General features: G+C 63.5%; 11 protein-coding genes. All 11 read right to left on the bottom strand.

Translation table 11 applies throughout. From position 1 onward, the window contains the following. Nucleotides 1-60: 60 nt before the first annotated feature. The 11 genes from R4P64_RS15060 to mqo all read right to left on the bottom strand — a co-directional run bounded on the left by R4P64_RS15060 (nt 61) and on the right by mqo (nt 12,417). Nucleotides 61-819, bottom strand: a complete 759-nt coding sequence (locus R4P64_RS15060; protein ID WP_317821480.1) for an IclR family transcriptional regulator — start codon at nt 817-819, stop codon at nt 61-63. A gap of 180 nt (nt 820-999) precedes the next feature. After that, the gene (locus tag R4P64_RS15055) at nt 1,000-2,508 is read right to left on the bottom strand and encodes a protein adenylyltransferase SelO (RefSeq protein ID WP_317821478.1); all 1,509 of its coding nucleotides are present in this window, start codon (nt 2,506-2,508) and stop codon (nt 1,000-1,002) included. Nucleotides 2,509-2,543: 35 nt separating this feature from the next. Further along, entirely contained in the window at nt 2,544-2,972 is a 429-nt protein-coding gene (locus R4P64_RS15050; RefSeq protein ID WP_033234926.1) for a CBS domain-containing protein, read from the bottom strand. Between the two features lie 79 nt (nt 2,973-3,051). Beyond that, nucleotides 3,052-4,563, bottom strand: coding sequence for an MFS transporter (locus R4P64_RS15045; protein WP_095886014.1), 1,512 nt, complete (start codon nt 4,561-4,563; stop codon nt 3,052-3,054). Between the two features lie 11 nt (nt 4,564-4,574). Beyond that, nucleotides 4,575-5,801 carry a uroporphyrinogen-III C-methyltransferase gene (gene cobA / locus R4P64_RS15040; protein ID WP_095886013.1) on the bottom strand — a complete coding sequence of 409 codons (1,227 nt, stop codon included), beginning with the start codon at nt 5,799-5,801 and terminating at the stop codon, nt 4,575-4,577. Further along, nucleotides 5,798-6,238, bottom strand: coding sequence for a cobalamin biosynthesis protein (locus R4P64_RS15035; RefSeq protein WP_317821477.1), 441 nt, complete (start codon nt 6,236-6,238; stop codon nt 5,798-5,800). Before R4P64_RS15035 ends, cobA begins: the two co-directional genes overlap by 4 nt. Next, on the bottom strand, nt 6,231-7,607 hold the full coding sequence (locus tag R4P64_RS15030) for a cobyrinate a,c-diamide synthase (RefSeq protein WP_317821476.1): 1,377 nt from the start codon (nt 7,605-7,607) through the stop codon (nt 6,231-6,233). The genes R4P64_RS15035 and R4P64_RS15030 overlap by 8 nt, the downstream gene beginning before the upstream one ends. Then, the gene (gene cobO, locus R4P64_RS15025) at nt 7,601-8,215 is read right to left on the bottom strand and encodes a cob(I)yrinic acid a,c-diamide adenosyltransferase (RefSeq protein ID WP_033234930.1); all 615 of its coding nucleotides are present in this window, start codon (nt 8,213-8,215) and stop codon (nt 7,601-7,603) included. Before cobO ends, R4P64_RS15030 begins: the two co-directional genes overlap by 7 nt. A gap of 23 nt (nt 8,216-8,238) precedes the next feature. Beyond that, nucleotides 8,239-10,155: a magnesium chelatase subunit D family protein gene (locus R4P64_RS15020; RefSeq protein ID WP_411742678.1), complete on the bottom strand. Its 1,917-nt coding sequence runs from the start codon at nt 10,153-10,155 to the stop codon at nt 8,239-8,241. Between the two features lie 235 nt (nt 10,156-10,390). Then, nucleotides 10,391-10,867, bottom strand: a complete 477-nt coding sequence (locus R4P64_RS15015; RefSeq protein ID WP_045067941.1) for a GNAT family N-acetyltransferase — start codon at nt 10,865-10,867, stop codon at nt 10,391-10,393. 11 nt (nt 10,868-10,878) lie between these two features. After that, complete coding sequence (gene mqo / locus R4P64_RS15010; RefSeq protein WP_072782477.1) at nt 10,879-12,417, bottom strand: malate dehydrogenase (quinone); 1,539 nt, start codon at nt 12,415-12,417, stop codon at nt 10,879-10,881. Nucleotides 12,418-12,459: the final 42 nt, after the last annotated feature.

The raw sequence follows: 12,459 nt of genomic DNA, 5'->3' as shown, positions 1-12,459 counted from the left end.
ACGGGCCATTGACCTCGATAGCATTCTCAATAATTGAGAGAAAAATTGTGCATACGGTCACTAACCCGTCACGTGTGCGGTCGACATCACACGAGAGATTCCGCGACCTGCGGCCTGCAGCAGAGGGATCAAGGAGTATGCGCTTTCCGTACGGGGGACGATCAATCCGACCGCAGCAACCACAGCGTTTCCTGCATCGCGTATCGGTACCGCGATTCCCGTCGTGTCCTGATAGATGTACCCAGGGCAGAACGCATATCCGTGACGACGCACCTCCGCCAATGCCACCCTCAATTGCTGGCCTGTGCGTAGCGTCCTGTCCGTGTAGACCGTCATTGGGTGTTGCATTACCTGCTCCTGCAATTCCGACGATGCGTGGGCCAACAGAACTAAACCCGACGACGAAGCATGAAGCGGCAATCTCCCGGCGATCCGAGAGAAATTCACCGCGCTTCCAGGAGCGGTCAATCTCTCGACGAACAACACTTCATCGCCCTCGAGTACCGCCAACTGCGTGTCCTGGCCGCTGACAGCGTGCAAATCCTCCAAGAACGGCATAGCCGCCTCACGCAGACTCACCGTCGGAGACGCACGGGAGACTACTTCCCACAACCGGACACCGATCCGCACCCGTCTGCCCTCGCGCTCCAACCAACCACAATTCACCAACTCCTCGATCAACCGCGATGCCGTCGCAACATGCAACCCCGCCCGACGAGAAATCTCCGAGACAGTCAGAGTCGCATCATCTAGCCCAAAAGCCTCGACCACACGCACACCCCGCGCCAACACCGACTCGCCCGTACGGACACGCGCCACACCGACCCCCTTCGATAGCATCGATGATTACGGACCCTATCGTTCAAACCGAAAATCGCCGCTTGCCCGGCGCCCTTGCTGCAACTCTGCGAGGGAAAGGAAACCGGCAGGCAGCCCGGGCCCTTCGAACTTCGTCGAAGCTTTGAGTTTCACCTTGCGCTGGCGGCGCTCGATCATAAATCAAGTGCCACAGAAGGTTTGGAACGTTTCGCTGAAAGACTGCGGAGCCGCCTCGGTGTAGTCGGTCCACTCGTCGCGTCGGTCGAATGGATGCGTGACAACCTCGAGCAGCTTCTCGAAGGGAACGAGGTCGCCGTCGGTCGCGGCAGACAGAGCAGCATCGAGCTGATGATTACGCGGAATATATAGCGGGTTGACGCGATCCATCGCGCTCGCGGTCTCCGCGGCCCCATGCCCCTGGTCCGTCAGGGCGCCGTGCCACCGCTGCAACCAGGACGCGATGTGATCCCGTGGCACGAGGCCGTCGAGGGGCGCCGAATTTCCGCGCAGTTCGTCTGCGAGAGCACGGAAACTGCCCGTCCAATCAGCACCGTGTTCCGCCAACAATGTCAGCAGATCGTCGACTAGCGCTGGATCGACAATCGGGTGGGCCAGACCGAGCTTTGCCGCCATGCCGGCCGCGTAGTGGCCCTCGTAACGCTCGTCGAAGGTGTCGAGAACTGCCGACGCCGCGGAAATCGCATCGTCGGGTGTGGAATCGATCAGGGGCAACAATGTTTCCGCGAAGCGCGCCAGATTCCACTTCAAGACGGCGGGCTGATTGCCGAACGCGTAGCGGCCGCCGCTGTCGATCGAGCTGAACACTGCCGCCGGATCGAACGCGTCGAGGAAGGCGCACGGACCGTAATCGATGGTCTCCCCCGAAATTGTCGTGTTGTCGGTGTTCATCACTCCGTGTACAAAACCGATGAGCATCCACCGCGCCACCAGTGACGCCTGCGCCTCGACCACCGCCTCGAGGAACCTCAGGTACCGATTGTGTGCACCCGTTGCCGGCACTTCGGTCAGCTCCGGATAGTGCCGGGCGATCGCGTAATCGGCGAGCGGCTGCAAGACCTCGCCCTGCCGGGCCGCGAACTCGAAGGTCCCAACGCGTAGGTGACTCGACGCGATCCGTGCAAGCACGGCACCGGGTTCTGCGCCGTTGCGGCGAACGTCCCGGCCCGTCGCCACGACAGACAGCGCGCGTGTAGTCGGGACACCGAGGGCACACATCGCCTCACTGACCAGATATTCGCGCAGCATCGGCCCGACAACTGCATACCCGTCACCGCCCCGAGAGAACGGGGTGCGCCCCGAGCCCTTGAGATGCAGATCCACTCGCCGACCGTCACCGGTCAACAGTTCACCGAGTAGCAACGCCCGACCGTCCCCGAGGATCGGTGCGTATCCACCGAACTGATGACCCGCATACGCCATCGCCACCGGTTTGGCCCCGACCGGCATCGTCGACCCGGACAGGACGCCAACCCCGTCCACACTTCGCAGCGCTTCCACCTCCAAGCGCAACGACGCAGCCAGCCGCTCGTTCACGACGAGCAACTGCGGGTCAGGCGCGGCAGTACCTTGCCACGGCACTGTCAAAGCGCCCAACTCGTCAGCGAACGTGCTCTCGAGGCCGGCAACGGTGGTGTCCGTGCCTGCCATGGAATCCTGGATTGCAGCCATCACACGAGAGTAGCCACCGTGAGACAGCCCATCGATCAGCCCTGGTCGATGTACGACTCGAGGTGATCGCGCTCGCTCTGCAACTCGTCGATCCGGCTCTTGACCACGTCACCGATGCTGACGATTCCGAGCAGTTCGCCGTCCTCGATGACCGGCAGATGGCGGATTCGGCGATCGGTCATGATCGCGGCAATGCTGTCCACGGAATCAGCAGGCACGCACGTGTACATCAACGCTGTCATCACCTCGGACACTTCGGTGGCCAGCAATTCCGGACCCCGCTCGTGCAACCGCCGCACGACATCGCGCTCGGAGATGATTCCGACAACAGCGTCGCCGTCGAGGACGACCATGGCGCCGATGTTGTGGCGGGCAAGATCGCACAGCAACGCGTTGACGGTGGTGTGAGCGTCGATGGTGACAATGCTGTTGCCCTTGTTGCGCAAGATATCCGCGATCCGCATCACGGCACTCCGATCCTTCGAGAATCTCGGCCCTCTTGCAACGATCGTATCCAGTTGCGACGCACAAAAACAGGGCTGATCAGCTAATTCCCTGAGCTGCCTTCTCCGCAGCCTGCGCCTGAGCTACCTGAGCAGGAGTGAATCTGATGCACGCGGCCGCAATGCCGGCAAGTACCGCGCAGATCGCGCAGCCGACAAGTGCAAAGGTGTATCCCTCTCCGAGGGCAATCAGCTGGGCCGGATTCATGTCGGCAGCCTTGCCCGAAATACCGCCGAGCGAGAGAGTTTTCGACGTTGCCATCGCGCCGATGACCGACAGCGCGAGTGGGCCGCCAAGCGTCTGGGCAACCTGGGAAATGGCGGTCAACGGGCCGATCTCCGTCTCGGGAACACCGGCGATCGCGCACAGTGGCAGCGGCACCATCGCCAGTCCGATACCGAATCCGATGCCGATGACGGGGACAAAAAGGTTGGCAAGGTAGGTGGAACTGGAGTCGAGGGTGGAGCCGTAGAGAAGTCCGACGATCATGATCAGCACACCGGTCAGAACCAGCCAGCGAGGTTGGACACGTACCGCCAACTTCGACGCGACCGTTGCTGCGGCACCTAGTCCGATGGCAAACGGAATGAACGCCAAACCTGCGCGCAGCGGCGAGTACTCCATGATGTCCTGCACGAAGAGCGCAACAAACGCGGTCATGCTGAACATCGCGCCACCGACGAAGAAGATCGCCAGGAAGGTCGCAACGCGGTTCCGATCGGCAAACAACGAGAATGGGAGCAACGGATTCTTGGCGGTGCGTTCGACGAAGAGAAATGCTCCGAGAGCGATCAGTCCGGCGACCAACGCACCGATAACGGCGACGCTCCCCCAGCCCATTTCCGGCCCCTCGGTCAACGCGAAGACGATGCCGGTGCAGCCGAGCGTGGCCAGAATTGCGCCGGGAACATCCAGAGCAAGCCGAGTCTGCGTTGTTTCACGAAGTGCCCGGAATGCCATCCCCACGAGCACGATGCCGATGGGGACGTTGATGAGGAAGATCAGCCGCCATGACACCTCGGTCAACGCGCCGCCGATGATCAGACCCGCGATCGACCCGACACCGGTCATGGCGGCAAAAATCGCGATGGCCTGATTTCTCGCCGGACCGGCCGCAAACGTCGTGGCAACCAGAGCAAAAGCCGTCGGCGATGCTACGGCCGCGCCAACACCTTGTAGTGCCCGCGCCGCGATCAGCATGCCCTCGTTCAACGCAAGACCACACAGCAACGACGCCACGGTGAAGAGCGTGACGCCCGCGATGAACATTTTCTTGCGCCCGTACGCGTCACCGAGTCGGCCACCGAGCAACATCAGCCCGCCGAACGCCAGGGCATACGACGTCAGCACCCAATTTCGGCCGCTGTCGCTGAGGCCGAGATCAGCCTGAAGCGGCGCAAGCGCAAGGTTGGCGACGGTGCCGTCGAGCACCACCATCATCTGCAAACCGCTCAGGACGATGATGGCGAGTCCGATGACTCGGGTCGCTACCGGCGCATTGACCGCTGGGGCCGCGGATTGAGCGGTTTCAGATTTTGGGGAATCAGACACAAGACTTCACGTTACCCAGCGTTGACGGAAAAGCCCGCCACCGGTCCGATCACGATGATGGCCGGGGGCTTGATCTCTTCGTCCTTGACGCGCTGAGCAACGGTCGCCAGATCGGCCCGCACCTCACGCTGCGTACGCAGTGTGCCCTCCTGGATCACCGTGACCGGAGTGCTCGCGGCACGCCCACCCTCGATGAGTGCAGCCGCGAACTGATCAATGCGTTCGACTGCCATGAGCAGCACGATCGTGCCGCGCAGCTTCGCCAAAGCCGACCAGTCGACCAGCGAATCCGGATGATCCGGAGCAACGTGCCCACTCACGACGACAAACTCGTGGGTGACGCCGCGATGCGTGACAGGAATGCCGGCTGCCGACGGTACCGAAATCGCGCTCGTGATTCCGGGCACTACGGTCACCGGAACACCGGCTGCGGCACACGCTTCGAGTTCTTCGTAGCCACGACCGAAGACGTAGGGGTCGCCGCCCTTGAGCCGCACGACGAACTTTCCGGCCTTCGCGTTGTCGATCAGCGCCGCGTTGATGGCTTCCTGCGCCATGGCCCGGCCGTACGGAATCTTCGCGGCGTCGATGACCTCGACGTCGGGACCGAGCTCAGCCAGCAACTCCGGCGGCGCCAGGCGGTCGGCAACAACAACGTCGGCGCGGGCCAACAACCGTCGACCGCGCACCGTGATCAGATCCGGGTCACCTGGCCCACCGCCGACCAGTGCAACGCCAGGCGCCGCCGGTTCGGCCGTATCCGCGAGGACACCGGACTGCAGACCTTCGACCACAGCGGTACGGACGGCTGCCGAACGACGATGATCGCCGCCGGCCAGGACTCCGATGCTCATACCGTCGTACTCGGCACTTGCGGGTGTGACGGCAGTGCCGTGCTTGGCGTTGTCCGCGCGGACACAGAAGACTCGATGACGCTCCGCTTCCGCGACGATCGCCGCATTGGTCTCCGGCTCGTCGGTCGACGCGATTGCGTACCAGGCACCCTCGAGGTCACCCTCCTGGTACGGACGCAGCTCGAGTGTGATCTGCCCCGCCGTTGCCATGCCCTCGACTGCCGGCGTGACCTCGCGGCTGATCACGTGAACTGCCGCGCCCGACGCGACCAGCAGGCCGAGGCGGCGCTGAGCGACCGTCCCGCCGCCGAATACGACAACGCGTCGATCGGTCAGGTTGAGTCCGACCAGGTAGTTGGTCTCGTCTGCGGTGGGCTCGCTCACTCGCACTCCATTTCATCGTCGATCTTTGTGCTCGCTGGAAAAGCTGTGCTCGCGGGAAAACCTGCGCTCGCTGGGGGAACTTTACTGGCCACGGCTACTGTCACCGCACCGGTCGAGGTCTTACCTACTGTCAACTGTCCGTGACCGGTAGCCAGGATCGCTGCCGCCTCGGCAACGCTCGCAGTGCCGACAGCCTGCTCTACGCGCGTTGACGGTGACGGAACGGGCACGGCTGCAAGTTCTTCCGACGTGAACGCCGCGACATCGACTGACAGGATCTGCGCGGCGTCGACCAGAGCCGGGGCGAAGGCTTTGACCGCGGCGGTGGCAAGACCAACGAGCGTCGCGCCCTGCGGCAGTATCCCTCGCACAGCGTCGACGATCTCGGTAGAAGTGGCAGATGTCGTGAACCCGAGCCCCACATGCACCTCAGCCACGAGCAGCCTCGACAAAGGTGGCGATCGACTCGGGCTGACCCGCCGGATGTGTGTGGAGATACGACGCGTGAACTCCACCGCGGACAAATCCCTCGCGCACTGCGCCGCCGTCCCACGGTCGCCAACCCCATGCGGTTGCGCACCCGTCTGCGTCGGCGCTGACGAGAGACGTTCGGTGAAATTCGTGCCCGGCCACACGCGAACCCGCCGCAAAGAGACTCGAGTCGGTCAACGCCACCGCCTCCCGATAACCGAGTGTGAGTCGTTTACCGAAAACGGCGTCGACGCCGACAACTCCGGCCATGGCATGACCGTCGAGGCTGCGGGCGAGGTAGAGCAGTCCCGCGCACTCGGCGTGGATCGGCGCTCCGCCGTCGGCCAGCTCTCGAACCTGCGCCAGCAGAACAGTATTCGATGCGAGGTCAACAGCATGCTCCTCCGGAAATCCGCCGGGAAGGACCAACGCGGCAGTACCGAAGGGTAATTCGTCGCGCAGCGGATCGAAGACCTGCACGTCCGCGCCTGCGGCAGTGAGAAGTTCACGATGTTCGGCGTACCCGAAGGTGAAGGCAGGCCCGCCCGCCATTGCCACCACAGGCCGCGAGCTGCGAAGCTCCCCCACTTCCTGCGCCGGATTCCACACAGGTGCAACAACATTCGACGCGGCCAGAGCGCGCACCGCGCCGAGATCGACGTGAGTTGCGATCAACTCCGACATCGCGTCCACCGCGGCGACTGCCGCGGTGCCGTGCTCGGCAGCCGGAATCAACCCCAGGTGACGCGACGGCACCTCCAACTCGGCCAGGCGCGGAACAACCCCGAGTACCGGTATCCCCACCTTGTCGCACGCGTGGCGCAGAACCTGCTCGTGCCGGGCGCTGCCGACGCGGTTGAGGATGACGCCGCCGATCCGCACACTCGCGTCGTAGGTGGCAAAGCCGTGCAACACGGCGGCCAGGCTCTGGCTGTGGCCGCGAGCGTCGATGACCAGAACAACCGGTGCGCCCAGAACCGCGGCCACCTGCGCCGTCGACCCTTCTGCGGATGCCTGCGCATTGGCTTCGTCGATCTTGCCGTCGAAGAGGCCCATGACGCCTTCGACCACCGCGATATCGCAGTCGGCGGTGCCGTGCTGATAGAGCGGAGCAATACGTTCTTCGCCCACGAGCACGGTGTCGAGGTTGCGTCCTGGCCTTCCCGCCGCAAGTCCGTGATAGCCCGGGTCGATGTAATCCGGACCAACCTTGAACGGTGCAACACTGCTACCGGACCGCCGCAGAGCACCGATCAATCCCGTTGCCACCGTGGTCTTTCCGCTACCCGATGCGGGTGCGGCGATGACAACGGCGGGAGTGGACGAACTCACCATTCGATGCCTCGCTGGCCCTTTCGGCCGGCGTCCATCGGGTGCTTGATCTTGGTCATCTCGGTCACCAGGTCGGCTGCGTCGATCAACGCCTGCGGCGCGTCACGCCCGGTGATCACCACATGCTGATTTCCCGGTCGATCGCGCAGGGTCTGCACAACCTCGTCGACGTCGACCCATCCCCATTTGAGCGGATAGGTGAACTCGTCGAGGACGTAGAAGCGGTGCGTTTCGTCGGCGAGGCGACGGGCGATCTCCTGCCATCCCTCCGCAGCTGCTGCCGCATGATCTTCTTCGCTGCCAGCTTTACGAGTCCAGGACCAGCCCTCACCCATCTTGTGCCACTGCACCGGACCGCCGACGCCACTCTCGTCGTGCAGGTTTCCGAGTGCGCGGAAGGCGGCTTCCTCGCCGACTTTCCACTTTGCGCTCTTCACGAACTGGAAGACGCCGATGTCGAATCCCTGGTTCCAGGCACGCAGCGCCATCCCGAATGCTGCGGTGGACTTGCCCTTTCCCGGTCCGGTGTGGACGGCAAGCACCGGTGCGTTACGCCGCTGACGAGTGGTCAATCCGTCGTCGGGGACAGTGTCGGGAACGCCTTTAGGCATGGTGATCTCCTGAAATGAAAACGTTAGGCGGCGGCGCGGACGACACCCGCGACCTGCTGAGCTGACAATTCGGCAAGGCGGACGCATCCACCTCGTAGTTCTCGGGCCAATTCGGCGGCCAACCCCAAACGGACGAGCCCGGTTTCGCAGTCCACGACGATCGAAGCGACCGATGCATCGGCCAGTAAGTGCGCGGCAACGCGAGCGCGGTGCAGCGCGTCCTTGCCGCCGGTAGCACGCCCGTCTGTCAGCGCAACCATGAGCGCGCGGCGCTGCGGATCCCTGAGCCGCTCACGCAGAATCACCTCACGGGCACGCAAGAAGCCTTCTGCGAGTGGTGATTTGCCACCTGTTCGCATTGACTGCAACCGGCGAACAGCGATGTCCACGGACGACGTCGGCGGCAGAACCAGTTCGGCTTCGCGGCCCCGGACGGTGATGACGGCAACCTTGTCGCGGCGCTGGTATGCGTCGCGGAGTAGCGAGACAACGGCGCCGGTCACAGCGGAGAGCCTGTCGCGCGCCGCCATCGACCCCGACGCGTCCACCACGAACACGATCAGATTGCCTTCGCGCCCTTCACGAATCGCGCCGCGCAGGTCGGCCGGCGCCAACCGCAGTCGGCCCACCGTCCGGCCACGCGCAATCTGCGATTCCGCAGCGGCAAACACCGTGCTCGTCAGGTGCAGACCGTGCCCGCGGTCGGTGGTGGACCGCACGACGCGTCCGCGCGTCGACGTCGATCGTGAACGCCGACCGGGCGCGCCCTCACCGACACCGGGAACTTCGAGAAGTTTGGCCTTGAACGCACTGCTCGGCGGCGCAGACGGTCGATCGGTGGCGCGCACTCCCCCGCCCGGACCGTCCGGATCGTCTTGCGGCCCATCATCGTCAGGGCCGTCATCATCAGGGCCCCCGTCATCGGGTTCACCGCTGTCGGATTCCCCGCCGTCAGGTTCGCCGCCTTCAGGATTCTCGGGTGGTTCAGGCTCGCCGGCCCGAGCATCCTCGTCTGCACGATCCATCGCGTCGTCGAGTTGCTGCTGATCGAGGCCCGGCTCGTCGAAGGGATCGCGACGGCGGCGGTGCGGCAGTGTCAGTTCCGCTGCGACTCGTACGTCTTCCTCGGTGACCTCGCTGCCGCCACGCCAGGCAGCATGAGCGGTGGCAGTACGGGCGAGAACAAGATCGGCGCGCATACCGTCCACGTCGAACGACGCGCACAGCGACGCGATGCGCCGAAGTTCGCGGTTGCTCAGCTCCACGCCATCCAGTTTGTTACGCGCAGAAAGGATTTCGGCGGCGAGTTCCTGATCGGCCGGCGCATACCTGCGGGCAAACGCCTGTGGATCGCGCTCGTAGTCGAGGCGTCGACGCACTACCTCCATCCGCACATCCACGTCGCGAGACGCCGACACGTCGACCGCCAGGCCAAAACGATCCAGCAGCTGTGGACGCAGTTCTCCCTCTTCGGGATTCATCGTTCCGACGAGGACGAACTTCGCGGCGTGCGAGTGCGAAATTCCGTCCCGCTCGACATGCACTCGGCCCATCGCGGCCGCGTCGAGAAGAACGTCCACCAGGTGGTCGTGCAGGAGATTCACTTCGTCGACGTACAGAACCCCCTGATGCGCCGCGGCCAGGAGTCCGGGCTGGAAGGCACGCTCACCGTCGCGCAATACTTTCTCGAGGTCGATCGAGCCGATCACGCGGTCCTCCGTCGCCCCGACCGGCAGTTCGACCAGCCTGGCCGGACGCGTCACACCGGCGTCGTCGACAGCCGGTAGCAAAGCCGTCAAGGCTCGAACGACGGTGGATTTTGCCGTGCCCTTTTCACCGCGAACCAGCACGCCACCGATTCCGGGGTGTACGGCGCACAGGATCAACGCCAATCGCAGTTGGTCCTGGCCTACTACCGCGCTGAACGGGAAACCCGCCACCGCTGCCTGATCGTCTTCTACACGCACGTCGACATCCCTCCACCTCTCGGTTTCCTCGCCGAGAACTTGGCTTCATCCGAACGTCGCGGCAATCTGGCTGGGATCTCGTGAGATCTTTACAGTGGCGGGACCGCACCTGAATCGAACAGGACTTCCCCGCGAGCATTCGGTATCGAAAAAACCCTAGTCGGCCCACAATTGCGTGAGCCGACTGGGTCGGGTGTATGACTGCGTTTCAGCTGGCAAGCACAAACGCCTCGCCGCCACCGCGGCGCATCGGGGTGTGCGGAATACCGTCCTCGATAAATTCTTCGCCGTCAGCTTTGAAGCCGTGCTTGCTGTACATGTCGACCAGATAGGTCTGAGCGTTGATGCGGCACGGCGCTTCGCCCACTTCGGCCAGCGCAGCTTGCAGCAATCGCGTCGTATGGCCCTGTCCGCGTGCTTCACGTGACGTGCAGAGTCGACCGATACGGAAGCTCTTGGTGCCGTCGTCGTGCTCTTCGAGGAGGCGCAGAGTGCACACCACCTCGCCGTCCTGCTCCAGCCAGAAATGGCGGGTTTCCGTCAGCAGGTCCCGCCCGTCCAACTCGGGGTACGGGCAGGCCTGCTCGACGACAAATACTTCTACCCGAAGCTTCAACAACTCGTAGAAAGTCTTGTTGTCGAGGTCGAGTGCCCATGAACGCTTCAATGCTGCTGTTGCCGTCATGGTTGCGACTATCACACAGTTGCAGCGGTCTCCGCGACCGGAAGAGAATCGGTTGACGCCGAGGAATCGAGCTCGAGCACCTTCGAGGACCAATCCCAGACCTGGTTGAAAAGTCCTTCGTTGTCGGTGAGCTTGACGCCGATGGACGGAACCATCTCGCGCAGCTTGCCCTTCCAGCCCTGGAATTCGGTCGGGAAGCAGCGCTCGAGTACGTCGAGCATCGCGGGAACAGCCGTCGACGCTCCTGGTGACGCACCGAGCAGTCCGGCGATGCTTCCGTCTTCGGCAGCCACCACGGCGGTACCGAATTCGAGGACGCCGCCCTTGCCCTTGGCCCGGCGAATCACCTGAACACGCTGGCCTGCGGTGATGAGCTCCCAGTCCTTGGTCTCCGCCTTGGGCGCAAATTCACGCAGGTCCCAGATGCGTCCGGTTTCGCTCTTGGTGAGCTCACTGACCAGGTACTTCACCAGACCGAGTTCGCTGACGCCGACGCCGAGCATCGAGAGGATGTTGTTGGGCTTGACCGAACCGGGCAGGTCCGTGACGCGACCCTGCTTGAGGAACTTGGGTGACCAGCCGGCGTACGGTCCGAACAGCAGGCCTGGCTTGTTGCCGATGACACGCGTGTCGAGGTGCGGAACCGACATGGGCGGAGCGCCGACAGCAGCTTTGCCGTAGACCTTGGCGCTGTGCTGGTCGATCAGCTCAGGGTTGGTGCATCGCAGGAACGCGCCGCTGACGGGGAAGCCGCCGAAGCCCTTGGCTTCCTTGATGCCCGACTTCTGCAGCAGGTGCAGAGCGCCGCCACCGGCTCCGACGAACACGAATCGTGAACGCACGACGCGCTTTTCACCGGTGCGACGGTTGGTGACCTTGACTGTCCACGTCTTGTCGGAGTTCTGGGTGAGGTTGGTGACCTCGTGACCGAAGTACATGTTGCCGCCGGTCTTGCCGATGTAGCCGACGAGCTGCTTGGTGAGCGCTCCGAAGTCGACGTCGGTGCCGTCCTGGCTCCAGTTGAGGGCGATGGGATCCGAGAAGTCGCGGCCCTTTGCCATCAGCGGCAGGCGCTTGGTGAACTCGGCCGGATCGTCGATGTACTCCATGCCACGGAAGAGCGGGTGGCCGGCAAGTGCGTCGTAGCGGGCACGCAGGTACTTGGCGTTTGCCTCGCCGTGAACGAAGCTCACGTGCGCGATGGGGTTGATGAATTCCTTGGGCTGCGTCAATACGCCCTGCTCTACAGCGTGTGCCCAGAACTGCCGGGACACCTGGAACTGCTCGTTGACGTTGACGGCCTTCTTGATGTCGACCGTGCCGTCCGAGTTCTCGGGGGTGTAGTTGAGCTCACAGAGCGCGGAGTGACCGGTTCCCGCGTTGTTCCACGGGTCGCTGCTCTCGGCTGCGACGGCGTCGAGCCTCTCGAAGGTCGAGATCGACCAGTCCGGCTGAAGCTGGCGCAACAATGCGCCAAGCGTGGCACTCATGATGCCCGCACCTACGAGCACTACATCCGTCTTCGTCTCTACCGCGTTCTGATTCGACACTGGAGAATCGACTTCCTTGTCATTAGCCGTGCGCGCATCCGC

Origin of the sequence: Rhodococcus sp. IEGM 1366 (genome assembly GCF_033142425.1) — a bacterium.
GTDB classification, from domain to species: Bacteria; Actinomycetota; Actinomycetes; order Mycobacteriales; family Mycobacteriaceae; genus Rhodococcus_F; species Rhodococcus_F globerula.
This window is presented reverse-complemented; position numbering and strand designations above follow the sequence as displayed.

Excerpts from the sequence above, each read along its gene's own strand:
- R4P64_RS15030 (WP_317821476.1), bottom strand. The coding sequence starts at position 7,607 with ATGGTGAGTTCGTCCACTCCCGCCGTTGTCATCGCCGCACCCGCATCG.
- R4P64_RS15055 (WP_317821478.1), bottom strand. The coding sequence starts at position 2,508 with ATGGCTGCAATCCAGGATTCCATGGCAGGCACGGACACCACCGTTGCC.
- R4P64_RS15050 (WP_033234926.1), bottom strand. The coding sequence starts at position 2,972 with ATGCGGATCGCGGATATCTTGCGCAACAAGGGCAACAGCATTGTCACC.
- R4P64_RS15015 (WP_045067941.1), bottom strand. The coding sequence starts at position 10,867 with ATGACGGCAACAGCAGCATTGAAGCGTTCATGGGCACTCGACCTCGAC.
- cobO (WP_033234930.1), bottom strand. The coding sequence starts at position 8,215 with ATGCCTAAAGGCGTTCCCGACACTGTCCCCGACGACGGATTGACCACT.